The sequence below is a fragment of the Methanoculleus chikugoensis genome, assembly GCF_019669965.1.
Taxonomy (GTDB): domain Archaea; phylum Halobacteriota; class Methanomicrobia; order Methanomicrobiales; family Methanoculleaceae; genus Methanoculleus; species Methanoculleus chikugoensis.
On record NZ_AP019781.1, the window covers coordinates 2,149,214 to 2,173,810 of the forward strand.

Here is a 24,597-nt window from a genome sequence, read left to right on the forward strand (position 1 = left end):
ACTCTTTTGTCGCCAGAATGCCCGACAAACCGGGCGCGCTGCATCGCGCGGCCGAGATCGTCAAGTCTTATGCGGGCAACATCATCCGCATCCAGTACGACCGCAGGATCGATCCCGCCACGGTCTTTTTTGAGGTGGCCGCAGAACCGGAGAGTTACTCCCTGATGAAGAGAGACCTTCACGCGCTCGGCTACCTCCAGGAGTCGCTCCCCACGCTCGGGTTCCTCAAACTCTCCGTATACCCCCCCCACGAACCCGGCTCCCTCTTCGAACTGCTCACCTACGTCACCGGGGCGGGGGCGAACATCGCCTACATCGACTTCGACGACCGGAGGCCGGACCCCGGGAGAGTCACCATCAGCCTGAACGTCGAGGAGACCGCGATCGTCGAGAGCCTGCTCGACCGGCTGAAGTCCCGTTACCGGCTTGAGATCCTGGAGTACGACACCACCGGCGAGAAACTCGACGACACCGTCTTCTACGTCCGGTTCGCCCAGGCGGTGCGGGGGCTGATCGGGACGGCGGAGGACGAGTTCCTGCTCTCGCTCCTCCAGGACGTCAACCACATCGTCCAGGAACTCAACAGTCTCGGCCAGGACCCGAGAGAGGTCTTCGAGTCCATCCTGCTCACGGGCCGGACGCTCCGGGACACCACCGGCGACCGGTTCTACGCCGACGTACAGCGCATCGGCCTCACCGACGACGTCGAGGTCTTCTGCTTCCAGATGCCGGGCGGCGGGAACATCTTCCTGCTCCGCGCCCCGGACGAGACGGTGATGATCGATACCGGGTACGGGATCTATCACGAGGACGCCGTCCGGATGTTCCGGCACTACGGGCTCGGAGATCTCGGGAATATCCGGAGGATCTACATCACCCATGCCGATGCCGACCACTGCGGGGCGGGGGGGCTTTTTGACGCGAAAGCGTATACGCACACCGGGTCGCTCGAGATCATCCGCCGGGCAAACCGGGCATACGGGTCGCGCAGCGAGTCCTCGATCCTCGAAGAGGTCTACACGACCGTCATTAACCTCTTCTCGCACTTCACTCCCCCGAACGACCCCGAGATCTTCCCGGCGGAGAGGCTCGGCATGCGCTCGATCTTCCCCGTCCTCGCACGTTTTACGGTTCACGACCTCGAGTTCGAGGTGCTCGAGTCACTCGGCGGGCACATGCACGGCCAGGTCTACTTCTTCTGCCCCACGCACGGGATCATCTTCACCGCCGACACGCTGATCAACTTCGGCAGCCTCGACGAGGCCCGGAGACGCTACAACTCGCTCGCCGACTTCCTGGTGACCTCGGTCAACGTCGACAGCGACTGCGCACGCCGGGAGAGGAAGGCGTTGCTCGAACTGATCCGGAACCTGGACGAGGAACTCGCCCCGACCGGCCGCCGGTGCCGGGTCGCGTGCGGCCACGGCGCCATATCCGTCCTCTCGGACGGGAGACTGGAAGCGGTCGGGCCCATCGAGCGCTACCGGGCAGACGAGGAAAGAACGGGCTAATTCGACGGGTGAGCACGGGCACCCATCAACCCGCCTTTCCATGGGGACCCATTGTTGTGGAACCCTCCGGCTCATCGTTCTTCTCATGCCCCTCCCCTACGGGGAACTCACATTTAGCTCCGTATGACCCCTACTCGCCGGCCAGGGCAATCAGCGCACCGATAACGACCATGACCCCGCCGACCATCAGCGCCAGAGACTCCAGCTGGATGAGGAGAAGGAGGGTCGAGACGATGCCGACGGCCGGGATGACCGGGAGCCTGCCGATGCTGCCCGGTACCCGGAACGGCCGGAGAGCGTCCGGTGCACGGTAGCGGAGCAGGATCACGGACGCGTTGATGACGGCGAACGTCACGAAGAGCGTGAAGTTCGTGATGCTTGCAACGAAGTCGATCTCGCCAGCAAAGAGGAACGCGATGGAAGCAAGCAGAACGGCGACGATGGCCGTCCACGGCGTCCGCGTCCGGGGGTGCACCCGGGCGAGGGCTGCCGGGAGCGAGGAGGAGGAGGCCATCCCGTAGATGATCCGGGATGACGCCATCATCATCAGGAGGGCGGTGTTTGCCGTGGCGAAGAGAGCGATGACGGAGATGACGGTGAACGCCGCAGGACCGAGGGCGACCGAAGCGACGTCGGCAAAGGGCGCCCTCGACGCGGCGAGCTGCTCCCACCCGACGACGGAGACGGCGGCGAGGGAGACCAGGATATAGAGGACGACGGAGATGGCAAGCGCGATCGTCAGGGCGAGGGGGATGGCTCGTTCGGGGTTTCTGGTCTCTTCCGAGAGTTTCACGATCTCCTCAAACCCCATGTAGGCAAAGAAGACGAGTGCAGAGGCCTGCAGGAGACCCGGAACCCCGAAGGGCATCTCGAAGTAGTCTACCCGTCCAAGATACGGGAGGCCGATCAGGATGACCATGACGATCCCCCCGACCTCGACGAGGGTCATGGCGATGGCGGCCCGGGCGGTCTCCCTGATACCGTAGAGGAGGATCCCGGCAAGGACGAGGAGGAGCAGGACGGCGGAGGGGAGTGCCGGGAAGCCGAAGAGATCCGAGAAGTAACCGGAGAACCCGAGCGAGACGGTCGCGGCCCCGAGGATGCCGGAGAAGGTGATCAGCCACCCGACGACGAACGCAAGCCTCCTCCCGAAGGCGTTTCTGACGTACTCGAACTCGGCGCTCGCACGGGGGTACATCGACGAGAGTTCGGCGTAACTCAGCGCACTGAAGCCGGCGATGGCGGCGGCGACGGCGAAGGTCAGCCAGACGGCGTTTCCGGCCATTCCGGCCGCTTCTCCGAGCAGGGCATAGATCCCGGCCCCCAGGATGATCCCGACGCCCGAGAGGGTGACCGCGGGAAGGCCGAGTTCGCGCCGGAGTTTCGTTCCGGGAGCCGGGCTGTCCCGGTCCTCGTTCGACATGTACAATCCTATGCGCCTGCAGCATTTATCTTGCGGGGATGAAGGAGGCGGAGTGGGAAGACACCGCCTTTCAGGCCGGGGTGGTTCACGGACATCCGGCAACGACTGCCGGGTACCGGCACGATACGCCATCCAGCCGGAGGGATCGCTGCCGGAAAGAGCGGAAAGGCCGCGGGACGGGACTCCGCATAACGTATATATATCCGTCTCGCTCCTCATGGCTTCCCTGCACGAGCGGGGGGAAGTGACTCGATGGCACAGAACGTTATCGATATCCTGAAGCAGGAGCACGAGATGGTGCTCTCGCAACTCTCGGAGCTCTCAAGCACGGGCACGAGCAACCGGGAGCAGAAGTACACTACCATGAAGAAGAACCTCATATCGCATATGATCGGGGAGGAACAGGCCGTATACCCGAAACTCATGGACTCGGGGATGAAGGAGATAGCCCTCGAGTCGATCGAGGAGCACAACGCGGTCAAGACGCTCTTATCCCAGCTCGACAGCGCATCCACGTCGGAGGAGGATGTCTGGGTGGCGAAGATAACGGTGATCCAGGAGAACGTGAAACACCATATCAGCGAGGAGGAGGAGCATATCTTCCCCGAGATGCAGCAGAAGATGAGCAGCGCCGAACTCTTGAGTCTCGGCAGCAGTTACGAAGAGGCAAAGAAGAGCGCGATGCCGATGGCGGCACGCTGAGCAACCGGGTGAATGTGTCGGCACCTCTCTTTTTTGGCCGGGAACGTCCGGGCGAAACCGTTAAGTTCCTCTTCCCCTATTCTCCCCCGGACGGAGGACGCGTATGCCGCAGGTTCTTGAACTGATCCGGGAGGATCACGATCTCATCAGGGCGCTCTTCGACGAACTCGAGAGCAATCCCGAGACCCGGGACGTCCGGTGCATCACGCTGCGCCGGGAACTGCCGGGGCACATGCATGCGGAGGAGGTTACCCTGTATGCACATCTCCAGGACAGGGTTCCGGAGGAGATACGGCGGTCGCTCGACGAGCATAACGAGGTTCGTGCGGCGCTTGCGCGCTTCGAGAGAATCTCGCTCCAGGACGACGCCTGGTTGCCGGAGCTCCGTGAACTGAGGGAGGATGTGGAAGCGCACTTCACAACGGAGGAGCAGAGAGTCTTCGCCCTGGCGGAGCAGCACCTCAGCAGAGGCAACCTCTTTGAACTCACCGAGACATTCCAGCAGGAGAAAGAGGCGGCGGCACAGACTGCGGTGATGTGACCTGCCGGTGTTGCACAGTCACGATCAGAGCATCGCATCTGCGAACCCCTATCCCGGTCGCATGCGTGGAGGTCGGGTGTGAAAAGAACAGGCTGCCGGATGGACCCCATCCCGATCCGGCTGCAGAAGGTTTCCGGCACTGGTCTACCGACCGACGAAGAGGCGCCCTCGCGGGTACTGCACACCGTACAGGAAGAGCGGCGGTCCGGGTGTGTAGTGCGAACGAGAGCGTTTCGGAGCTCTGGCGGTCGGCCGGGACCGCTTCCAGACCCGGGCACCCTCCGGGGGTGGTTACCCCACGAGCAAGTTAATCAAATATACTCAACAAATACATAATGTTAAATAGTTTAGATATATATTATCAGTACGATGCCACCGTGCTTGCGGTGCATCATGAGATCGACGGAATGCAAGCGAGGAACCGGAATACCAGAGCAGCATCTCCCGCTGTTGAGAGGTCGACGAAGTAACGATCGCGCCCTGAAATTCTCTCCAAGCATCAACGTAATGAATCCACAGGGCACCCGGGAGAAGATGAGGGAAACGCACCGGGTAAACGTCGCCCGGGTGCTCTGGAGACGCCATGGAAGCCGGGCAGGATCGGCGTCGCCGGCCCTGCCCGACCAACTTTAACGCTGTTTTTGAAGAGACCCTGTGCGGGACCCGGGCTCTAACCGGCATCCGCATGCAGCATGCAGCATGCAGATGGCGGGCGGGCGCGTGAGCGCAACCGGACCTGCCCGGGTGCCGGTGGGCCGCCGCCCAGAACAATCACCTCATTACCATTACGGGAAAGTAAACATATTTTCATAACCCTTATCCACGCGGAGGTATGATTGAACTTCTATGGACGTTCTCATCACGAGCGGGAGGACGATCGCCCAGGGCAGAAAACTCTACTACAAAGACATGCCCGAATATTCCGATGAAACGGCACGCTGTTTCGTCAACCCGTTCGATCTCCTGGAACTCGGGGCCGCGGCAGGCGACTATCTTCTCCTCTCGACCGGCACGGGAGAAGAGGTGTTCAGTGCCACACCCTGCGACGATCTCGTCTCGGGAACCGTATTCATCCCCTGCGGGCCGCACGCAAATGCAATCCTGCACGCGACCACGCGGGGAACCGGTGCTCCGGATTACAAATGGCTGGAAGGGACGGTGACCCTGACCCGGAGGCCCCCGCGATCGGGCTGGGATATCCTCATCGAGGAGGGCGGTGCCGCATGCCCTCCGGTGCCGGCGCCCGTCGGCGGGGAAGACGGGGATCTCGTGACCATCCGCGATGTTGTCTGCCCGCTCTGCGGGTGCCTCTGCGACGACCTCGTCGTGAAGGTCGGGGGCGGGGCCGTCAGATCGGTCGATAACGCATGCTCGCTTGGTTCGGAGAAGTTCCTGTCGCAGAGCCGTCTCACGCACCCGATCTCGAACGATGGAGGTACCTGGAAAGCGATCGACTTCGAAGAGGCGATCCGCCGTACCGCGGAGGTCCTCGCCGACGCCGAACGGCCGCTCCTTTTTGGGTGGAGCGGGACGTCCGCGGAGGCGCAGTGCATCGGCATCCATATCGCCGAAGCGATCGGGGGCGTCATCGACAACTGTTCGTCGATCTGCCACGGCCCGTCAATCATGGGCATCCAGGAGGCAGGCCACCCGGGATGCACGCTCGGTGCGGTGAAGAACCGGGCCGACGTCGTGATCTACTGGGGCTCGAACCCCATCGAGTCGCACCCCCGCCACCTCTCCCGGTATACGACGTTCGTCAACGGGAAGTACCGGGACAACGGGCACCACGACCGAACTCTTGTCGTCGTGGACATCAGGGAGACCGATACCGCGAAGATTGCCGACGAGTTCATACGGGTCAAGCCGGGCGCGGATTACGCCGTGTTTTCAGCCCTCCGGGCAATCCTCAGGGGTCACGCGGATATCCTTCCTGCAACCGTCGGAGGCGTCCTGCGGGAGAGGCTGATCTGGCTCGCCGACCTCTGCAGGAACACCCGGTTCGGGGCGCTCTTCACGGGGATAGGCCTGACGCAGTCTCCCGGCAGGTACAAAAACGTCAGGAACGCCATCCAGCTCGTCGACGAACTCAACCGCCATACGAAGTTCACCCTGACACCCATGCGCGGGCACTGGAACGTCAACGGCACCAACCAGACGTTTTCATACCTCACGGGCTACCCCTACGGCGTCGACTTCTCGCGTGGCACACCGTATTACAACCCCGGCGAGACGACGGCGGTCGATCTGCTCCGCCGGGGCGAGGCCGATGCATGCCTCATCATCGGCGCCGACCCCGGGGCACACCTGCCGAGGAGGTGCAACGAACACCTCGCAACGATCCCGACCATCGTCATCGATCCGTTCGTCTCGCTCAGCACCTCCTTTGCGGATCTCCATATTCCGGTCGCGTGCGTAGGCATCGACTGCGAGGGAACGGGCTACCGGATGGACTCCGTCCCGATCCGGATGAAGAAGGTTCTCTCCTCGGGTCTCCCGACCGACGAGGAGGTGCTGTCGGAGATCCTCTCCCGGGTACGGGAGAGACGCCAGCCTTACGGCGTAACCGTCCCGAAGACACCATCTTCAGAGGCGCCGCCGATAGCATGATGTGCGCCGCACGAGTAAAGGTAAATAGTTCGACACAGAACAAAAGTTAAATATACAACACAGTCAACAGATAAAATGGTGCCACCGCAGTGGCGGCGCATCATTGAGATCCAATTGTAAAACCTCAATTCCATCAAACCAAACCGCGGAACACCGCGAACGCCGGGAACGGGGAAGAGCCCGATCGGGCATCGTGCCGGATGTCCAGGGAGGCGCTTCAACGGGGCGAAAGGGATTCTTCCCGCTCTTCTCCACCCCTGGTTTTCAGTTTTGTACTCGTATCGACGTAATAACGTGCGTTACGCAGAAGAAGAACGATCGATTGCGAGCGTTCGCACGGAAGAAGAACAGAGTTGAAACTCTAAGAACAGTTTTCAGAGTAAAGGGAGGTAATAGCAGCGAGTCGGGCTTCCCGAGGGCTCGCGCACCTCAGTACCACACGGCACGTGGGAGGGCTTAACTGCTGGGTTCGGAATGGGTCCAGGTGTTTCCCCTCTGCTATGGCCGCTATTACCAGTTACATCCAGGTATGAAGTGTCGGTCGAGTCGAAAACCCCTGTGGGGTTTTCTCCCCAATCGGCCGCTTCGCGCCCGAATGGAAGCCAAGGCCCGGACTTGAACCGGGGTGTAGTTGATCTGCAGTCAACCGCGTGGCCGCTCCGCCACCTTGGCAAGCTGTGCTACCTCAATAGTTTAGTTCTCCTTTTTATTTAAGGATTACTCACTTGAGGTGTTTTGGTGCGTACTCCGGATTTCGTCTGAGTTCAGCGGACGGCATCGGACGTTAGTATCCGCGGACTGAACACGTCGTTGCCTTCGTGCTTACATCCCGGACCTATCAAGCGGGTCTTTTACCCGTGTCCTCAACGGAGTCTCTTTTTAGGTCAGGTTTCAAGCTTAGATGCTTTCAGCTTTTATCCCTTATCGCGTAGCTGCTCGGCATTGCCCTGTCGGACAACCGATCGACCAGAGGCGACGACGGAAAGTTCCTCTCGTACTATTTCCATCTTACCTTCAGACTCCTAACACTCCAGATAGATAGTAACCGACCTGTCTCACGACGGTCTAAACCCAGCTCACGATCCCCTTTAATAGGCGAACAACCTCACCCTTGGCCGCTGCTGCACGGCCAGGATGGAAAGAACCGACATCGAGGTAGCAAGCCGCCGGGTCGATATGTGCTCTTGCCGGCGACGACTCTGTTATCCCCGGGGTAGCTTTTCTGTCGTCAATGGCCCTCATCAATAAGGCTCATTGGTTCGTTAGACCCGAGTTTCCTCTCGCGATTTCTTGCTATGCGAAATCGCGTCAGGCCAACTTATGCTCTTGACACTCTCCTGTGAGTTTCTGACTCACATGAGTTGACCATAGGGCACCCTTGATATTTTTTCGAGGGTGTGGCGCCCCACCCAAACTGCCTACCTATCGTTGTCCTCAGGTTAGAGTAAGTGTTACAGTAAACCAAGGATGGTGTCTCATTGTTGGCTCCCCACCCCCCGGAAGGGGTGGATCGACGCCTCCCATCTACGCTGCGCAAGGAATACCGTAACACAGCGACAGGCTGCAGTAAAGCTCCACGGGGTCTTCACTTCCCATCTGGAGTCCCTAGTCTCTGCACTAGGATAAAATGTTCAACGGCCTCGTGTTAGGGACAGTAGGGCTCTTGTTAATCCATTCATGCAAGTCGCCAATTAAGCGACAAGGTACTACGCTACCTTAAGAGGGTCATAGTTACCCCCGCCGTTTACGAGTCCTTCGTCCGGTTGAACCCGGTGTTCAGATACTCGCACTGGGCAGGAATCAGTGACTATACTAATCGTTTCCGAGTTGCAGTCACCTATGTTGTTATTAGACAGTCAGAGCCCCCTGGTCACTGCGACCTGCCTGATCGCCAGGCAGGCACCCCTTCTCCCAAAGTTACGGGGCTAATTTGCCGAGTTCCCTTAACACGATTAAACCGACACGCCTTAGCCTTTTCAGCTAGGGGCACCTGTGTCAGATCTCGGTACGGACATTCATCCCCCTTTTCACGGACTCCAGGAATTTACCGGATTACTCCATCACGCCTTCGCTCGCTTCTCACCATGGCGGTACTCCACGAGTTTGAACGCTTAGACAGGGCGACGGCCCTGCCCGGTATATCCCGAAGCGTCAGGGCGGTAAACCGCTACGGATGAATGGTACAGGAATATTAACCTGTTTCCCTTTTGATGTGCTCGAATTACGACACACCTTAGGACCGACTAACCCTCGGCTGACGAACATTGCCGAGGAAACCTAGCCCCTCCGGCGGTTGGGATTCTCACCCAACTTTGCTTCTACTAATGCCAGAATTCTCATTACTACCCGGTCCACAGGAGCTCACGCCCCTGCTTCTGCCCAGGCAGCACGCCTCTCTACGCCGTCACGCTTGCGCGTGGTCCGTGGTATCTGTAGTAGGCTTTAGCCCCGTCCATTTTCAGTGCCCCAAACCTCGACTGGTAAGCTGTTACGCACTTTTTAAAGGATAGCTGCTTCTGAGCTCACCTTCCAGTTGTCTTTGGCCTGGGACGCCTTTCAGTGTTGACACTTAGCCTACATTGAGGGACATTAACCACGGTCTGGGTTGTCTCCCTTACGCATTACAAGCTTACCCCGTAATGCGGACTGCCAGCCTTCTTCGACGACGGGGAATTTGGAGTTTGACAGGAGGGTGAGGGATTTCTCCCCCAGCTCCCCCAATCAGTGCTCTACCTCACCGTCTATCTCCAGCCAGGTCATGCTACGGCATGTTTCGAGAGGAACCAGCGGATGCCCAGCTCGATTAATCTTTCACTCCTATACGCAGGTCACGCGAATGATTTGCATATCAAAACCGCTTGCGGTCCTCCACGCGCCTTTCGGCACGCTTCGACCTGCCCACGCATAGATCGCTAGGCTTCGGGTCTTATCCTGCAGACTCCACGCACTTTTAATACGTCGTCCCATGCCCGAAGGCTACGGACCTGTTGGTTTCCCTTCGGCTCCCCTTTTGGGTTAACCTTCGCCTGCAGAATAAACTCTCTGGCCCGTTCTTCAAAACGTAGGTTACGACACCGGCAACCACGCCCGTACTACCGCCTCGCGACGGGTTCCTTCACGTGGAAGATCCTTTCGCGCCGTAACTCACCATCACCTATCAGTTTCAGGCACTTTTAACCACCTTTCAAGGGTTACTTTTCAGCCTTCGCTCACGCTACTAATACGCTATCGGTTTCGAGTAGTATTTAGTTTTGGAGGTTGATGACCCCCAGATTCCCGCGAGAATTCCAACCCGCGGTACTCAAGACACTACCAGGATACCTCGGTTTACATGTACGGGACTGTCACCCTCTTTGGTACCACATTCCAGAGGACTTCCATTTGACCTTGGTATCCGGACGGTAGGCTTACGACACCACATCTCCCTTGCGGGATTCAGTTTGAACTCTGTCGTGTTCGATCGCCTCTACTAACGACATCTCGGTTGATTTCTTTTCCTCCCCCTACTAAGATGTTTCAATTCGGGGGGTTCCCGATCCTTACGGATCAACACCGAAGTGTTGGGATGTCCCATTAGGGAATCTCCGGATCGTAGACTCCATGCGTCTTCCCGGAGCTTATCGCAGCTTGGCACGCCCTTCTTCGGCACTCGAACCGAGCCATCCACTGACAGGCATATCGCCGTTCCGCTGAACTCATTTAACGTCCAGAGTACGCACCTATACACAGCCTCCTCAGGTCAAAAGACCTTCAGCCCTTCCCCGGTGATTCACATCTCCGGGTGCATCGAAGGCAGGAAGGGATGCTTCCTGCCCAGTGGACTCAGGGGGATTTGAACCCCCGGCCTCCGCCTCGCAAAGGCGGCGCTCTTCCAACTGAGCTATGAGCCCGAATCTCCCGTTGACATCGGCAATTTTACGTTTTGTCCAGCAACCGCTTGACCCAAGTAATTTCATTAGGAGGTGATCCAGCCGCAGATTCCCCTACGGCTACCTTGTTACGACTTAACCCCCCTTGCGGAACCTAGATTCGACTGCGGCAACGACCGCAGCCTCATCCAAACCCCACTCGGGTGGTTTGACGGGCGGTGTGTGCAAGGAGCAGGGACACATTCACCGCGTTATTTTGAAACGCGATTACTACAGATTCCAGCTTCATGTGGGCGAGTTACAGCCCACAATCCGAACTACGGACAGGTTTAGGAGATTGCCTTCACCTTTCGATGTCGATACCCATTGTCCTGCCCATTGTAGCCCGCGTGTAGCCCGGATAATTCGGGGCATGCTGACCTACCGTTGCCCATTCCTTCCTCCCCTTTAGCAGAGGCGGTCCCAACAGTGTCCCCACCGATCCGGAGATCGTGCTGGCAACTGTTGGCGTGGGTCTCGCTCGTTGCCTGACTTAACAGGATGCTTCACAGTACGAACTGACGACGGCCATGCACCTCCTCTCAGCTAGTCATGCAGAGTCTTCAGCCCGGCAATCATTCCGCTGTCTTATCCGGTGAGATTCCCGGCGTTGAGTCCAATTAAACCGCAGGCTCCACCTGTTGTGGTGCTCCCCCGCCAATTCCTTTAAGTTTCAGCCTTGCGACCGTACTTCCCAGGCGGTACGTTTCACGGTTTCCCTTCGGCACCTCGACGACTCGTGGTCGTCGATACACCTAACGCACATCGTTTACGGCTGGGACTACCCGGGTATCTAATCCGGTTTGCTCCCCCAGCTTTCGTCCCTCACTGTCGAAGCCGTTCTGGTGAGGCGCCTTCGCCACAGGTGGTCCCTCGAGGATTACAGGATTTCACTCCTACCCCCGAAGTACCCCTCACCTCTCCCGGTTCCAAGATTACCAGTATCCCTTAGACGCCCGACGGTTGAGCCGCCGGATTTCCCAAGAGACTTAATAACCCAGCTACGAACGCTTTAAGCCCAATAAAAGTGGCCACCACTCGAGCCGCCGGTATTACCGCGGCGGCTGGCACCGGTCTTGCCCGGCCCTTTCTTCAGGTGTGTTTTAGACACCTGGACAGCCTGCATATACAGGCACTCGAGGTTCCCTTATCACGGTTGCCCGCATTGTAAAGTTTTCGCGCCTGCTGCGCCCCGTAGGGCCTGGATTCGTGTCTCAGAATCCAACTCCGGGCTCTTGCTCCCACAACCCGTACCGATTACTGGCTTGTTGGGCCATTACCCCAACAACAACCTAATCGGCCGCAGATCCATCCTAAGGCGCCGGAACTTTGAGTTACAGAGCATTCCAGCATCTGTAACCTATAGGGTATTATCCCCAGTTTCCCGGGGTTATCCCCTTCCTTAGGGCAGGTTATCCACGTGTTACTGAGCAGTACGCCGAGGGCCGAACCCTCTCGACTCGCATGGCTTAATCGAACCCCGATAGCAGTGACCTCTGGCAGGATCAACCAGAATTTGGAAGTAATGCACACTACTAAACTTGGGAGGAATTAGCGGTTACTGAACAAATTTCCGCATTGCCAATGCCAACGTCAGAACCAACCCGCGTCACAGCGCGGTTGCGTCGGTTCTCCATCAACAGGAAAACAATGTTTATTTTACAAGTATTTAAACATATGTTTCCTGCATCGGATTCGAGAGCAAGTCTCGAACCTTCATATCCGTTTTGAATACAGGGAACTCGGCCCAAACCGGGTCGCGAGAGTTCACCTGTGAGGGAATTAACGTTTGTGTTTGAACACATATAAACGTTTTCATCCCGCTTCAGGATCCACCCCGGAGATTCCCGAAGGATCTCCGGCCCGATCCGGGAACTGTCCGGAAATTTGCGTTCCGAACTCCCAGATGTTTCACCTGCGCAGGAACATATGTTTGTGAGTCATCACATATAAACATTGTTCCTGCCCGGGTTCCGGGCCGAAGACTGAACACATATTCCCGGCCCCTGCGCCCGCATCGCGGGCGCATGAGTTCATTTTGTGAGAATATATGTCGGATCTCCAGACATATAAACATTGTCACCCTGCATCAGACCCGAATCAATTGTCGGGCCCTCACAGCGGTTGAGGGGACACGAGATCAGACCACCCCGGAAGGGCTGCACGATCCGACGTCCTGACAACACAGCCTTACTATGTTGTCACCAATGCTATATAAACATTTCCCTGCTTTGTCGGATCCAAGCACGTGGCTTCGACCCCCATAAACGTTGAGATCTCCGGACGTTCTGCACATCCCGTGCAGAATTCGCGCGGATTTTGCTCCCAACTTGACTATTACATGTTGATGCTGGAGGTATTTATACATTTACCCCGCACCGGTTCAGAAAAGTGGAATCGCACTGTCGAACTCTCCGGATTCACCCCTCAAAAGACCTCGCCGGAAGGCAGGAGCGCGGGTAAGATCCCATGCGCGCAGTCCCATCGATCACGGAGCGGGCATAATTATCGCAGGCATAGGGCGAACGGCGCTATCAGATCGGGGATGAGAGGTCCCGATCCAGAACAGGACCACGGCATCTAAGGTTTCACATAACGCCGCCCCCATCTACCCTTCGCACCTGACGATGCTCACACCCCGGCTCTTCAGCCTGTCGCGCCGTCCCGGCAGTCGCGCTCCGGAGTGTCGCACTCCGTTTTCGCGCGAAACCGCGAAGGACGACTTTCCCGAAGGGTGCGATGGCCCGCAGGGCCGGAGCTTGAGAAACCCGAAAGGTTTCGGACAGGAGTTCGAGCACCGGAGGTGCGGAGTGCGGCCCCCCCTGTGGGGGGAGCATGGGCACCGTCAGGTGCGAAAGACAACGCCCTTTGACCCATCGTGCCTCCGGTGCGCCAACTCCGCTCAGGGCGAAACGTCACCCTTTGCGTGAGTTTTCAGTAGAGGAGAACGACCTCACGCGTTGAGCGCGAAAGGCTGTTGAAAGTTTGACGGGAGTTTCCTCAGGGCTATGGCGAAGTAGTGTGATCGGCCTCTGCGGCATCGTTGTCGGGGATCTGCTCGCCGACATAGATCTCACCGAAGAACTCGTCCTGCCAGAGCGCGAGTTTGCCCTCGAGCATCAGGAAGAGGAGCGGGATGTAGATATCGCGGCGGCTCCGCCCTATGGCGCCGGAGAGATCGCCGAGCGTCAGGACATCCCCATTCGGGGCAGCGCGCCGGAACTCCTTCATGACGACCTCGACCGCACCCTGGTACCCCTCGTCGTGCGCCACCGCCACCACATCCCGGGCATCGAGATCGAGGTCCGGCTCGCGCGGCACGGAGACCCGTTTGCGCTGCCTGCGCCGCTGCTCCTTCTCCGCCGTTTTGAGCTGCTTGATGAGCTCGTAGAGCGTGACCGGCGGGCGTTTCCGCAGGTTCTTTCGCCCCAGACGACGCTGGATCTCCCGCTCCAGGCGGCCTATCGGCTCGGTCTCCCCGCCCGACTCGAAGTCGAACCCGAGATCATCAAACGACTCCTCCTCGTCATCATCAAACGAATCCTCGTCCTCTTCTTCGCCCCAGCCATCGAGGTAATCCGACTTCAGGCGCAGCAGGCACGCGGCATAAAAGAGCGTCCTCCCCGATATCCGCAGGTCGAGTTCCTTCCGGCGGTCGAGTTCGGCGAGGAACCGGTCCGTCACATCAACGATATCGATGTTCCAGGGATCGACCTCTCCCCGCTCGGCCATGCCGGCCAGGATCTCGACAGGTTCCTCATCCATTGTTCTGCACACCGGTCACGTAGGTGCTCTTGTCCGCGCGGATCGTCACGCCCACGATACGGTCGGCGCGCTCGATCATCGGTTTTCGGAGCGAAACGATGATCGACTGCGCGTTCCCCGAGAGCTCGCTCATCATGGTGGCGATGCGGCCGACGTTGTTCCCGTCGAGGAACATATCCACTTCATCGAGCGCATAGAACGGCGCGGGCATGAACTGCTGGATGGAGAAGATGAACGCGAGCGTGGTGAGCGACTTCTCGCCCCCCGAGAGCGAGGAGAGGAGGTGCACCTTCTTGTCCCGGGGCTGGACCGCAAACGTCATCCCGCCTGCGAAGGGATCCTCCTCGTTGTCGAGGACGAGCCTCCCGCTTCCGTCAGTCAGACGCGCGAATATGTCGCGGAAGTTCGTGTCGATCGCAGTAAACGCAGTCATGAAGGCGTCGTACTTCATCTTCTCGTACTTCTCGATCCGTTCGAGGAGCATCATCCGCTCCCGCGAGAGCACCTCTTTCTTCTCCGTCCGCTCCTCGACACGGGCAGAGACCCGGTCGCACTCCTCGATCGCGAGCATGTTCACCGCGCCGATCTTCTTGAGCGCCTTCTCGGCCTCCGCGATCCCGGCGTCGATGGCGGCGAGATCGAGATCCGTCTCCACGTCGCCCGCCTGCTCCCTGAGCACCGCAAGTTCCGCGAGGAGCGAGTGTTCCCGCTCATTGAGAGCGTCGATCTGCATCCGGATCCGCTCCATCGCACCCGAGAGTTCGAGCGAGCGCTGGTCGAGCACCCGGATCTCCGCGAGAACCCGGTCGCGCTTCTCGTGCAGGCCCGCGAGTTCGTCGGAGAACTCCTTCTGGCGCGCCTCGAACTGCACGATCAGGCGGCGCTGCTCCTCGATCTGCTCCTGTGTGGCCGTGATCTCGTCATCGATCTCCTGGTTCTTCGCCTCCAGGCGGCTCCGCTCCGCGGCAAGCTCCTCGATCCGGTTCGCGAAGTGCTGGCGCTCGCGCTTCGCGTCGGTGATGTCGGCATCCTTGTTGCGGAGCCGCCGCTCGATATCCTCGACGGTTTTGCGGATGCTCTCGTACCGCTCGCTGAGCTCCGGGACCTCGGTGTCGTCGAGTATCTTCTTGAGACCGTCGATCTCCGCCGAGACCCGGGCGATCTCGCCGGTTATCCGTTCGAGATCGCCCTCGAGCCGCGCAAGTTCCTCGCCGCCGTTCTTCGCGGCATCGAGCATCTCCCGCAGGCTCTCTTCGAGCGTCCGCTTCTCGCCGGAGAGCACCTCGATCCGCTTCCGGAACTCGTCCACCAGCATTCGGTAGCGCGCAACCTGCTCGTCGATCGAACTCCGCTCCGCTCGTTTCGCCTCCGCGGCCACGGCAAAGCGACCGATGGACGCCTCGATCTCGCCCGCCTCCGCCTCGAGTTCGGCGAGCTTTGCACGGACCCGCGCGATCTCGTCGTCGACCGCCACCCCGAACCCGCGGACCTTCTTTCCCTGGGAACCGCCGGTCATGGCACCGCTCCTCTCGACGAAATCGCCATCGAGAGTGACCATCTTGTACCGGCCCATCAGCCGCCGCGCACGGTCGAGGGTGTCCACCACCACCGTCGCGCCGAAGACGACCCGGAACGCGCGGTCGAACGCCGGGTCGAACTCCAGGAGATCGACCGCGTAGCCGACGATGCCCGGATCGGCCTCAAGCGGCGAGAGGATCGGGGGCCGAAGTTTGTTGAGCGGCAGGAACGTGACCCGGCCGAGCCGGTTCTCCTTCAGGTAACGGATCGCATCGGACGCCACCGTGTCGGTATCGACGATGACCCACCTGAGCCGGCCCATCGCCGCCACGTCGAGCGCGGTCGCGTACTCCGGCGGCGCCCGCCCGAGCTGCGCGACCGCGCCGTGGACGCCGTCCATGCCGAGCACGACCTCCATCGCCTTCCCGCCGGCATCGCCGTGCGCCTGCTGCTGCGCCTCGTAACGCATCAGGTTCTGCTCGTTCTCCCGGATCTCCTTCTTCAGCCGATCGAGCGCCGACCGCCGCCCAAAGAGCGTGCTCTCCGCCTCGGAGAGATCCCGCTCGATCTGGCGTTTCTGTGCCTCGCAGTCGGCCATGCAGGAGGAGTACTCCGCGACCTGCTCCTGCTTGTTCGTGAGTTCCTCGTCGATCTGGGCCATGCGCGCGTCCAGGCGTTCCCGCTCCGACGTCCGCATCCGGCTCTTCTCGATGAAGAGGTCCTGCTCGCGGAGGATCTTCGACCGGAGTTCCTTCTTGCTCTCGAGATCCTGCATCTTCGCGAAGAGCTGGTCTTTTACCCCTTCGACCTCCTTGCTCCCGCTCGCGATACGCTCCTCGATCCCTGCCATCTCGTCGCGCTGCGTCGCGAGTTCCATGGCGAGGTTCGCCCGGTCGATCGAGAGGTTGCGGATCTGCGCGGCGCACTCCTCGACTTTCGCCTCGGCGCGTTTGCTGTCGAGATAGACCCGCTGGACAGCCTCGGCATTCTCTTCTCGGTTGACCTTCAGCCGCTCGATGCTCTTCTCGCCGAGTTTGATCGCGCTTCGCGCCTCTTCGAGCCGTCCGACGAGTTCGAGATACTCGGGACCGCTCTTGTGGTGTATCTCCTCTTCGACGGCCTGCTGGCGTCCGTGCGCCTCCTCGATCTCTCTCTTGACGACCTCGACCTCGCCCTCGGTGCGTGCGACCGCCGTCTGCTGATCGCGCATGAGATCGTGAAGGGTGCCGATCTCCTGCTCCTTCTGCCGGACGAGCGCCGCCCCCCGGCACTGCCCGAGGTGCTCGAGCTCCTCCTGCCATCGCCGGTACTCCATCGCCTGCTCGCGCTCGTGCTGGAGCGCGTCAAGCCGCGCCACGAGTTCGTTCAAGAGGAGTTCCTCGCGTTCGAGCCGCTCCCGCACCACCTCGAGTTCCGAGAACGCCTGTCCGCGCTTCTGATCGAACTCGGCGACACCCGCAATCTCGTCGATGATCTTGCGCCGCTCGCCGTCGGTCATCTCCATGATGCGGGTGATGTCGCCCTGCATCACGACGTTGTAGCCCTCCGGCTTGATCCCGATCTTCGCGAGGAACTCGATGACGTCGCTCTGCTTGCAGAGGCGGTTGTTGAGATAGTTGTAACTATAGTATCCCGCCGGCGTCCGCTTGATCCGGCGGCGGATCACCGTGCCGTCCGAGAACGTGACCGTCACCTCGGCGGTGTTCTTCCCGGAATTGACGTTGATGAGATCGGTCAGCTTCTCGGCCCGCAGTCCCCGCGCACCCGAGAGGGCCAGGACGAAGAGGATGCTGTCGATGATGTTGCTCTTTCCGGAGCCGTTCGGGCCTGAGATGACAGTAAATCCTTCGAAAAAAGGAATTTTCGTCTTTCTGGCGAAAGACTTGAAGTTGTCGATCTCAAGCTGCGTGATGTACAAGGACGGGACTCCCTTACCTATCGATCGAGGTCGACGGTGTCGTCCTCGTCGGCCTGGATGACGTCATTGACCGGACGTGCCTTCTGCTCGACGAAGAGCTTGCGTTCGGCCGGTTTGCCGCCTTTCCCCCGGCCCTTCGCCGCGGCGATCCCGGACCCGGTGCTGGCGACGATGTACTCGGAGGATCTCCTCGGCTCCGGTTTCAGCGTCCCGTCGTTCTGCATGATGAGCTCGAGATCCCGGTCGTCCTCCGGAGCGGGCGCAGGCTGCCGCCGCTCCACCTGGCGCGCGGGAGCCTTCCGCTCCACGGCACGCACGGGGCGCGGCTCGGCGGCGGCGCGTGGTTCCGCCTGGAGCGTGACGGGGGCTTTCTTCTCCTCGACCGGCACAGGTGCCTTCCGGCGCTCATCCGCGTCCCGGGCGAGTTTCATCACGATCGATTTGATGTCCAGAACCTCTTCCGTCAGGCCTTTCACCACGGCCTCCAGTTCCCGCACCTTCCGTTCCGCGTCGCGCAGGCGCTCGTCTCCCGTCTCCGGCGCCCGGGACTGCCCGCGATCTTCCGCCAGGCCCCTCATCACGTCCTCGAACTCCCGCACTTTCCGCTCAAGGTCGTGCAGGCGCTCGTCTCCCGCCGCCGATACCGGCGGCTGTTCTCGCTCTTTCATCGTCTCCATCTCCTTCTCGCGCTCCGCAAGTTCCCGCTCAAGAAACCGTATCCTCGCATCCTTCTGCGCCATTATCTCCCTCAAACTAATCCTTGATAATAATTACGTAATAATATTACTATAGATTCCCCCGAATGAAGAAGTATTACATTTAATCCGGGACGCAGTCGGGGAAATCCCGGCTGCCGTCGCGGATGACGCCGGAGCCGCATCCCCCGGGCGCCCATGCCCGCGTCTCAGGAGGCCGTACAAAGAATGCCTCCCGGACAACTGTAACCAGCCCCGTATAAAAGAAAGCATATTACCTCAACGGAGCAACCCTTTTTCTGCATGTCTAATCTGGCAAACTTCGATCCAGAAATCGCAGGCCTCATCGAGGAAGAGCGCCTGCGTCAGGTCAATGGGTTGGAACTGATCGCTTCTGAAAACGTCGTCAGTAAGGCGGTTCTCGAGGCGATGGGTTCGATCATGACCAATAAGTACGCCGAGGGCTACCCCGGCAAGCGCTACTACGGGGGGTGCGAGTTCCATGATGCCGTGGAGAACCTGGCACGCGACCGGATGTGCGAACTCTTCGGCGCGGAACACGCGAACGTCCAGCCTCACTCGGGGAGCCAGGCAAACCAGGCTGTCTACTTCGCCTACCTCGGCTACAAGGACAAGATCATGAGCCAGAGCCTCACCCAGGGCGGCCACCTCTCCCACGGATCGCCGGTCAACATCACCGGGCGCTGGTACTCCATCTTCCACTACGGCGTCGACCCCGAGACCGAGACGCTCGACTACGCGGCGATCGAGGAGATCGCGCGGACAGTGAAACCGCAGATGATCGTCTGCGGCGCGAGCGCCTACCCGCGCGAGATCGACTTCAAGGCCTTCCAGGAGGTCGCCGATACCGTCGGCGCGAGGTGCATGGCCGATATCGCCCACATCGCCGGACTCTGCGCGACCGGATACCACAACTCCCCGGTCGGGGTCGTCGATATCGTGACGACGACGACGCACAAGACCCTGCGGGGCCCCCGCGGCGGCGCCATCATGTGCGGCAAGGAGGATGCGGCCGCTATCGACAAGTCGATCTTCCCGGGAATGCAGGGCGGCCCGCTGATGCACACCATCGCTGCCAAGGCGGTCTGCTTCAAGGAAGCCCTGACCCCGGCGTACAAGGACTACTGCGGGCAGGTCGTCAAGAACGCAAAGACGATGGCCGACGTCCTCGCAGAGGAAGGGCTCGACCTCGTCTCCGGCGGCACCGACAACCACCTCATCCTGCTCGACCTGACCGGGGTCTCGACGAACGGCGAGCACCTCACGGGTCTTGCGGCCGAGACCGCGCTCGGCGAGGCGGGGATCACCGTGAACAAGAACACCATCCCCCGCGAACAGCTCAGCCCCTTCGTGACGAGCGGCCTCCGGATCGGCACGCCTGCCGTCACCTCACGCGGCATGAAAGAGGAGGAGATGAAGCAGATCGCTCACTGGATCGCCCGGGTCGTGAAGGATATCGCGAAGGACAAGACCTCGAAGAAGGCGATCACCGAAGTGAGAGAAGAGGTTATTGCCCTTGCGAGCAAGTATCCCCTCTACCCTGAAGTAGCATGATACTCGACGGCAAAGCGGTCTCGGAGAAGAGGCTCGAGATCCTCAAAGAGAGAATAGAAGAGTCCGGGCTCTACCCGCGCCTCGCGACCGTCATCGTGGGCGAAGACCCCGCGTCGCAGATGTACGTCCGCATGAAGCACCGGGCGTGCGAGCGCGTCGGGATCGGGTCGGTCGGGATCGAGCTCCCGGCGGACGCCACGACGGAGCGGGTGCTTGAGGCGGTCGCGCGCCTCAACAACGATCCCGACATCAACGGGATCCTGGTCCAGCTCCCGCTCCCGGCCGGAGTCGATACCACCCGCGTCATCGAGGCGGTCGCGCCCGATAAGGACGTGGACGGGTTCCAGCCCTGCAACCTCGGCAGGCTCTTCTCCGGCACCCCGGTCTTTGCGCCCTGCACCCCGCAGGGGATCATGACAATCCTCGAAGAATACGATGTCCCGATCCGGGGGAAGCGGGCGGTCGTCGTCGGCCGGAGCATCGACGTCGGCCGGCCCATGGCCGCTCTGCTCCTGAACGCCGACGCGACCGTCACCGTATGCCACTCGAAGACCGAGAATATCGAGGCTGAGATGCGAAACGCCGATATCCTGGTCAGCGCGATTGGAAAAGCGAAGTTTGTCGGGCCGGAGATGGTGAAGGAAGGCGCGACGGTCATCGATGTCGGGATCAACCAGGACGAGCAGGGCAAACTCTGCGGCGACGTCGATTTCGAGGCAGTGAAAGACCGGGCGGGAGCGATAACCCCGGTCCCCGGAGGCGTCGGCCCTATGACCATCGCAACGCTGATGGAGAACACGTTCATGGCGGCCAAGATGAGGACATGCGACAACACCACTGTTTGGTAAACCGCCTCCGGATCGGCGGCGACGCTCCGGTTCGCCTGATGGGCGTCATCAACTGCAGCCCCGAGTCGTTCTACCGGGGCTCCTATATCCCGGCCGGAGAGGTCTACGACCGCGCCCTCGCCATGACGGCGGCGGGCGCCGATATGATCGATCTCGGGGCGCGGAGCACGGCCCCGGGCTCTTCTCCCATCACCGTCGCCGAGGAGGCGGCACGGGTGGACGCGGCCCTCTCGGAACTCGACGGGACCGGGATCACCCTCTCGGTGGACACCCGCTACCCGGAGGTGCTCGAGGTCTGCCTCCGCCACGACGTCCATGCGGTGAACGATATCTCCGGGCTTGCCGAAGAACGGTACGCACGGGCGGTCGCCGACTCCGGGCTGCCGGTCTTCGCGATGGCGAGCTGTCGGGAGCCCGGCGACGCCGCCGGAGTTGCCGCCACACAGAAAGCCCTCGAAGCGGTCGTCGGCCGGTGCGCGCGCCTCGGGATCGAGGAGTACGTCCTCGATCCCGCCGTCGGCCGGTGGGTTCCGGGACGGACGAGCGAGGACGACTGGGAACTCTGCCGGAACTTCTCCTCGTTCAGGGAGTTCGGCCGCCCGGTGCTTGCCGCGATCTCGCGGAAGACGTTCATCGGCGACCTGCTCGGCCGCCGGCCCGAAGACCGGCTCGCAGGCACCCTCGCGCTCACGACGATGCTCGTCGACGCGGGTGCGGCCGTCGTGCGGAGCCACGACGTCCCCGAGACCGCCGACCTCCTGCGGGTGCATGCAAAGATGAGGCAGACATGACGACACCTTCATTCTCGGTATACGGTCTTGCGACCCCCCTGTTCCGCCCCGGCGCTGACGTCGGGGCGCACCTCCTCTCGTCCGTCGAACGCTCGGCCGCCCGGAAGTTCGAGACGGGCGACGTGGTGGTCGTGGCGGAGTCCGCTCTCGCCACCGCCGAAGGGCGGGTCGTGAGGCTCGACGATGTCGAACCGTCAAGAGAAGCCCTCCAGCTCGCCGAAGAGTACGAGATGGATCCCCGGCACGCCGAGGTGGTGCTCCGGGAGAGCGACCGGATCGTCGGGGGTATTCCCGGGTTCCTGCTCTGCATGAAGAACGGGACGCTTCTGCCGAACGCCGGGATCGACGCCTCGAACACCCCGGCGGGCACGCTCGTCCTCCTCCCCCTTGACCCGGACGCGTCCGCGGCGGGTATCCGTGCCGCGATCGCCGGGCGGTCGGGGGCCGACGTCGGGGTCATCGTCGTCGACTCCCGGACGCACGCGATGCGGCTCGGATGCTCCGGGGTTGCGATCGGGTGTTCGGGCATCCCCTCGGTGGTCGACGAACGCGGGAGAAAAGACCTCTTCGGCCGCGAACTTGAGGTCACGAAGAGAGCGGTCGCGGACTGCATCGCGTCCGCCGCAGAACTCGTGATGGGAGAGGCAGGGGAGTGCGTCCCCGCGGCCGTGGTGCGGGGAGTCGGGCTTCCCGTCGGCGATTATGCCGGGGTCGCCACGATCGACGCTTCAGAGTGCCTCTTCATGGGGGTCGCGCTGCACGCCGACCCGGCCCTTCTCGTCAAGGGCGATCGAGAACCCTGAGTTCTCCAGGAACTCCCTGCTCTTTCTCCCTTTTCCGTGGATGAGGATCTCGACCAGGTCCTCCTTCTCGTCGATATCGGTCGACATCCTGAACGAGTCGATCACCTCGACGGAGAAGCCGCACTCCTCGGCAATCCGCATGTGGTCGAGGAAACTCGCGCCGTAGTAGTCGGCGCGGAAACACCGCGGTTTCTTGAGGAATATGATGTTCGTCCCGCCGCCCCGCCCCGGCACGATGGACATGTCCTTCTCGGTCCGGATCAGCCGCTGGATGTCCCCGGCCGTCACCAGGGGGATATCGGCCATGATGATGAGCGCGGGGCAGTGGAACTGCTTGAGCGCCCAGTTGATGGCGTCGTTGAGCGACTCCGTCCGGACGGCGACGAGGGCGTTCTCGTGTTTGAAGGGGTGGGTGCAGAGGAGGGTGGCGCTGCACCCGGACTTCTGCACGGCGGCGATCACGTCTTCAAGCATCGCCCGGGCGAACGCTTCCCGCTCTTCCTGGTCGAGGATGCAGGAAAGGCGCGTCTTGGGGTTTACCGGCTTAAAGGGAATGAGCGCGTGGAAGTACATTGAGAAACGGTTGTCGGGGCAGTATCAAAAAGGCATCGTTTCCCCTGCGACGGGAAAAGGCAGCCCGGGCTAAATCGAAAACTCCGGCCCCTACCCATTCGGGTGCTCACGCTTCGGTTTTCGCACCTTCGCACCTGCCGGCTACCTCGATGATCTGCTCACGCGAAGACGCGAAGACGCGAAGTCCAGTATAGTTGCCTGAAACTCCCTTCGCGTTCATCGCACCCGACTATGCTCGAACTCTTCTCCCGCACCTCGTACCTCCGGTGCTCGAACTCCGTTCCTACGGAACGTCGCGCTCTTCGGGAAAGTCGTCCTTCACGGCTTCGCGCGAGGCCACGTCGCCCTCACGACCGAAAGTTCATGTGCGGGAATGCCGACATATAGCCATGCACCGGCGCGTGATCACCTTCTCGAAGAACGCGTTTCTTCCCCTGACGACGGTCTGCCAGAACCGCTGCGGCTACTGCTGTTTCCGCACCCCCGTCGAGGAAGGGTGCGTCATGCCGCCCGACGAGGCGATCCGGACGCTGGAAGCGAGCGCGGCCCTCGGGTGCACCGAAGCGCTCTTCACCTTCGGGGAGCGGCCCGGTGCGGTGCCGGGCTTTAGCGAAATGCTCGGGCGGCTCGGCTACGCGGATATCCTCGACTACGTCTACGACCTCTCTCTCGCGGCCATCGAACACGGCCTTCTCCCGCACACCAACGCCGGCATCCTCACCTACGAGGAACTCGGCTGGCTCCGCGAGGTGAACGCGAGCATGGGGCTGATGCTCGAGACGACCGCGGATATTCCGGCGCACAGGAACTCCCCGGGGAAGGATCCGGCGGTGCGGATAGAGATGATCGAGAACGCCGGGAGACTCTCGATCCCGTTCACGACCGGCATCCTGCTCGGGATCGGCGAGACGGCAGACGACCGCGAGGAGTCGCTCCGGGTCATCGCCGACCTCCACCAGCGCTACGGCCATATCCAGGAAGTTATCGTCCAGAACTTCTGTCCGAAACCCGGGACCGCGATGGAGAGGGCGGCGGTCCCCGGCCCCGACGAGATCGGCGCGGCGATCGGCCTCGCACGCGAGATCCTTCCCCCGGACGTGGCGGTGCAGATACCCCCGAACCTTGCGGACGCATCCCGCCTCATCGGGTGCGGCGTCAACGACCTCGGCGGGGTCTCCCCGCTCACCATCGATTACGTCAACCCGGAGCACCCCTGGCCACAGATCGACGAACTCCGGCGGATCGCCGGGAATGCCGAACTCCGCGAACGGCTCTGCATCTACCCGCAGTATATCGAGAAGGGCTGGTACTCCCCCCTGCTCGAACCCCTCATCCGGCAGCTCGCGGAGAGAATTACCGCACCCGGCCAGGGCACGGGTGCATAACCTCATGACAAATCCCGGACAACAGATACCA

14 protein-coding genes, 2 tRNA genes and 3 rRNA genes are annotated in these 24,597 nt (G+C 61.0%); 9 read left to right on the forward strand and 10 right to left on the reverse strand.

Translation table 11 applies throughout. The features are described 5' to 3' along the window. Positions 1–17 precede the first annotated feature (17 nt). Positions 18–1,511 carry an MBL fold metallo-hydrolase gene (locus MchiMG62_RS10850; protein ID WP_244987696.1) on the forward strand — a complete coding sequence of 498 codons (1,494 nt, stop codon included), beginning with the start codon at positions 18–20 and terminating at the stop codon, positions 1,509–1,511. A gap of 130 nt (positions 1,512–1,641) precedes the next feature. On the opposite strand, the gene MchiMG62_RS10855 is transcribed toward MchiMG62_RS10850, so the two are convergent. Further along, entirely contained in the window at positions 1,642–2,934 is a 1,293-nt protein-coding gene (locus MchiMG62_RS10855; RefSeq protein ID WP_221056969.1) for an APC family permease, read from the reverse strand. 252 nt (positions 2,935–3,186) lie between these two features. Here MchiMG62_RS10855 and MchiMG62_RS10860 point away from each other — a divergent pair, with 252 nt between their 5' ends. The 3 genes from MchiMG62_RS10860 (at position 3,187) to MchiMG62_RS10870 (ending at position 6,787) form a co-directional block, all read left to right on the forward strand. After that, complete coding sequence (locus MchiMG62_RS10860) at positions 3,187–3,636, forward strand: hemerythrin domain-containing protein (RefSeq protein ID WP_221056970.1); 450 nt, start codon at positions 3,187–3,189, stop codon at positions 3,634–3,636. 103 nt (positions 3,637–3,739) lie between these two features. Beyond that, the gene (locus MchiMG62_RS10865) at positions 3,740–4,177 is read left to right on the forward strand and encodes a hemerythrin domain-containing protein (protein WP_054847979.1); all 438 of its coding nucleotides are present in this window, start codon (positions 3,740–3,742) and stop codon (positions 4,175–4,177) included. A gap of 846 nt (positions 4,178–5,023) precedes the next feature. Further along, positions 5,024–6,787, forward strand: a complete 1,764-nt coding sequence (locus MchiMG62_RS10870; protein WP_342367212.1) for a formylmethanofuran dehydrogenase subunit B — start codon at positions 5,024–5,026, stop codon at positions 6,785–6,787. 390 nt (positions 6,788–7,177) lie between these two features. On the opposite strand, the gene rrf is transcribed toward MchiMG62_RS10870, so the two are convergent. The 8 genes from rrf to MchiMG62_RS10910 all read right to left on the reverse strand — a co-directional run bounded on the left by rrf (position 7,178) and on the right by MchiMG62_RS10910 (position 18,636). After that, positions 7,178–7,299: ribosomal RNA gene (gene rrf, locus MchiMG62_RS10875) — 5S ribosomal RNA — on the reverse strand. An 88-nt stretch (positions 7,300–7,387) separates the two neighbouring features. Next, positions 7,388–7,459, reverse strand: a tRNA-Cys gene (locus MchiMG62_RS10880). 93 nt (positions 7,460–7,552) lie between these two features. Continuing rightward, positions 7,553–10,478: ribosomal RNA gene (locus MchiMG62_RS10885) — 23S ribosomal RNA — on the reverse strand. Positions 10,479–10,604: 126 nt separating this feature from the next. Continuing rightward, a tRNA-Ala gene (locus MchiMG62_RS10890) sits at positions 10,605–10,677 on the reverse strand. A gap of 67 nt (positions 10,678–10,744) precedes the next feature. After that, positions 10,745–12,211 (reverse strand): 16S ribosomal RNA (locus MchiMG62_RS10895). Together the 16S, 23S and 5S rRNA genes with 2 tRNA genes alongside form the textbook arrangement of a ribosomal RNA operon. Before the next feature lie 1,490 nt (positions 12,212–13,701). Next, entirely contained in the window at positions 13,702–14,460 is a 759-nt protein-coding gene (locus tag MchiMG62_RS10900) for a segregation/condensation protein A (protein ID WP_221056971.1), read from the reverse strand. Then, complete coding sequence (gene smc / locus MchiMG62_RS10905; RefSeq protein ID WP_221056972.1) at positions 14,453–17,896, reverse strand: chromosome segregation protein SMC; 3,444 nt, start codon at positions 17,894–17,896, stop codon at positions 14,453–14,455. Before smc ends, MchiMG62_RS10900 begins: the two co-directional genes overlap by 8 nt. Before the next feature lie 17 nt (positions 17,897–17,913). Further along, positions 17,914–18,636: a DUF7518 family protein gene (locus MchiMG62_RS10910; RefSeq protein WP_221056973.1), complete on the reverse strand. Its 723-nt coding sequence runs from the start codon at positions 18,634–18,636 to the stop codon at positions 17,914–17,916. A 258-nt stretch (positions 18,637–18,894) separates the two neighbouring features. Here MchiMG62_RS10910 and glyA point away from each other — a divergent pair, with 258 nt between their 5' ends. From glyA to cofE, 4 genes are read left to right on the forward strand one after another with little or no spacing between them, the layout of a single operon-like run. Then, positions 18,895–20,166: a serine hydroxymethyltransferase gene (glyA, locus tag MchiMG62_RS10915; protein WP_221056974.1), complete on the forward strand. Its 1,272-nt coding sequence runs from the start codon at positions 18,895–18,897 to the stop codon at positions 20,164–20,166. Next, positions 20,163–21,014, forward strand: a complete 852-nt coding sequence (gene folD, locus MchiMG62_RS10920; protein ID WP_221056975.1) for a bifunctional methylenetetrahydrofolate dehydrogenase/methenyltetrahydrofolate cyclohydrolase FolD — start codon at positions 20,163–20,165, stop codon at positions 21,012–21,014. Before glyA ends, folD begins: the two co-directional genes overlap by 4 nt. Next, positions 20,990–21,805 (forward strand): dihydropteroate synthase, encoded by an 816-nt coding sequence (folP, locus tag MchiMG62_RS10925; protein WP_221056976.1) that lies wholly within the window; start codon positions 20,990–20,992, stop codon positions 21,803–21,805. Before folD ends, folP begins: the two co-directional genes overlap by 25 nt. After that, entirely contained in the window at positions 21,802–22,608 is an 807-nt protein-coding gene (gene cofE / locus MchiMG62_RS10930; RefSeq protein ID WP_221056977.1) for a coenzyme F420-0:L-glutamate ligase, read from the forward strand. The genes folP and cofE overlap by 4 nt, the downstream gene beginning before the upstream one ends. Here the strand turns inward: cofE and cofC are convergent. Then, positions 22,534–23,181, reverse strand: a complete 648-nt coding sequence (gene cofC / locus MchiMG62_RS10935; protein WP_221056978.1) for a 2-phospho-L-lactate guanylyltransferase — start codon at positions 23,179–23,181, stop codon at positions 22,534–22,536. The two genes, cofE and cofC, sit on opposite strands and share 75 nt — an antisense overlap. Positions 23,182–23,570: 389 nt before the next feature. On the opposite strand from cofC, the gene cofG reads away from it, so the two are divergent. Further along, complete coding sequence (gene cofG / locus MchiMG62_RS10940) at positions 23,571–24,566, forward strand: 7,8-didemethyl-8-hydroxy-5-deazariboflavin synthase CofG (RefSeq protein WP_221056979.1); 996 nt, start codon at positions 23,571–23,573, stop codon at positions 24,564–24,566. Positions 24,567–24,597: the final 31 nt, after the last annotated feature.

Coding starts and splice junctions, on each gene's coding strand:
- MchiMG62_RS10870 (WP_342367212.1), top strand. CDS start 5,024: ATGGACGTTCTCATCACGAGCGGGAGGACGATCGCCCAGGGCAGAAAA.
- glyA (WP_221056974.1), top strand. CDS start 18,895: ATGTCTAATCTGGCAAACTTCGATCCAGAAATCGCAGGCCTCATCGAG.
- MchiMG62_RS10910 (WP_221056973.1), bottom strand. CDS start 18,636: ATGGCGCAGAAGGATGCGAGGATACGGTTTCTTGAGCGGGAACTTGCG.
- cofC (WP_221056978.1), bottom strand. CDS start 23,181: ATGTACTTCCACGCGCTCATTCCCTTTAAGCCGGTAAACCCCAAGACG.
- folP (WP_221056976.1), top strand. CDS start 20,990: ATGCGACAACACCACTGTTTGGTAAACCGCCTCCGGATCGGCGGCGAC.
- cofE (WP_221056977.1), top strand. CDS start 21,802: ATGACGACACCTTCATTCTCGGTATACGGTCTTGCGACCCCCCTGTTC.
- cofG (WP_221056979.1), top strand. CDS start 23,571: ATGCACCGGCGCGTGATCACCTTCTCGAAGAACGCGTTTCTTCCCCTG.
- MchiMG62_RS10865 (WP_054847979.1), top strand. CDS start 3,740: ATGCCGCAGGTTCTTGAACTGATCCGGGAGGATCACGATCTCATCAGG.
- MchiMG62_RS10855 (WP_221056969.1), bottom strand. CDS start 2,934: ATGTCGAACGAGGACCGGGACAGCCCGGCTCCCGGAACGAAACTCCGG.
- MchiMG62_RS10850 (WP_244987696.1), top strand. CDS start 18: ATGCCCGACAAACCGGGCGCGCTGCATCGCGCGGCCGAGATCGTCAAG.
- folD (WP_221056975.1), top strand. CDS start 20,163: ATGATACTCGACGGCAAAGCGGTCTCGGAGAAGAGGCTCGAGATCCTC.
- MchiMG62_RS10900 (WP_221056971.1), bottom strand. CDS start 14,460: ATGGATGAGGAACCTGTCGAGATCCTGGCCGGCATGGCCGAGCGGGGA.
- MchiMG62_RS10860 (WP_221056970.1), top strand. CDS start 3,187: ATGGCACAGAACGTTATCGATATCCTGAAGCAGGAGCACGAGATGGTG.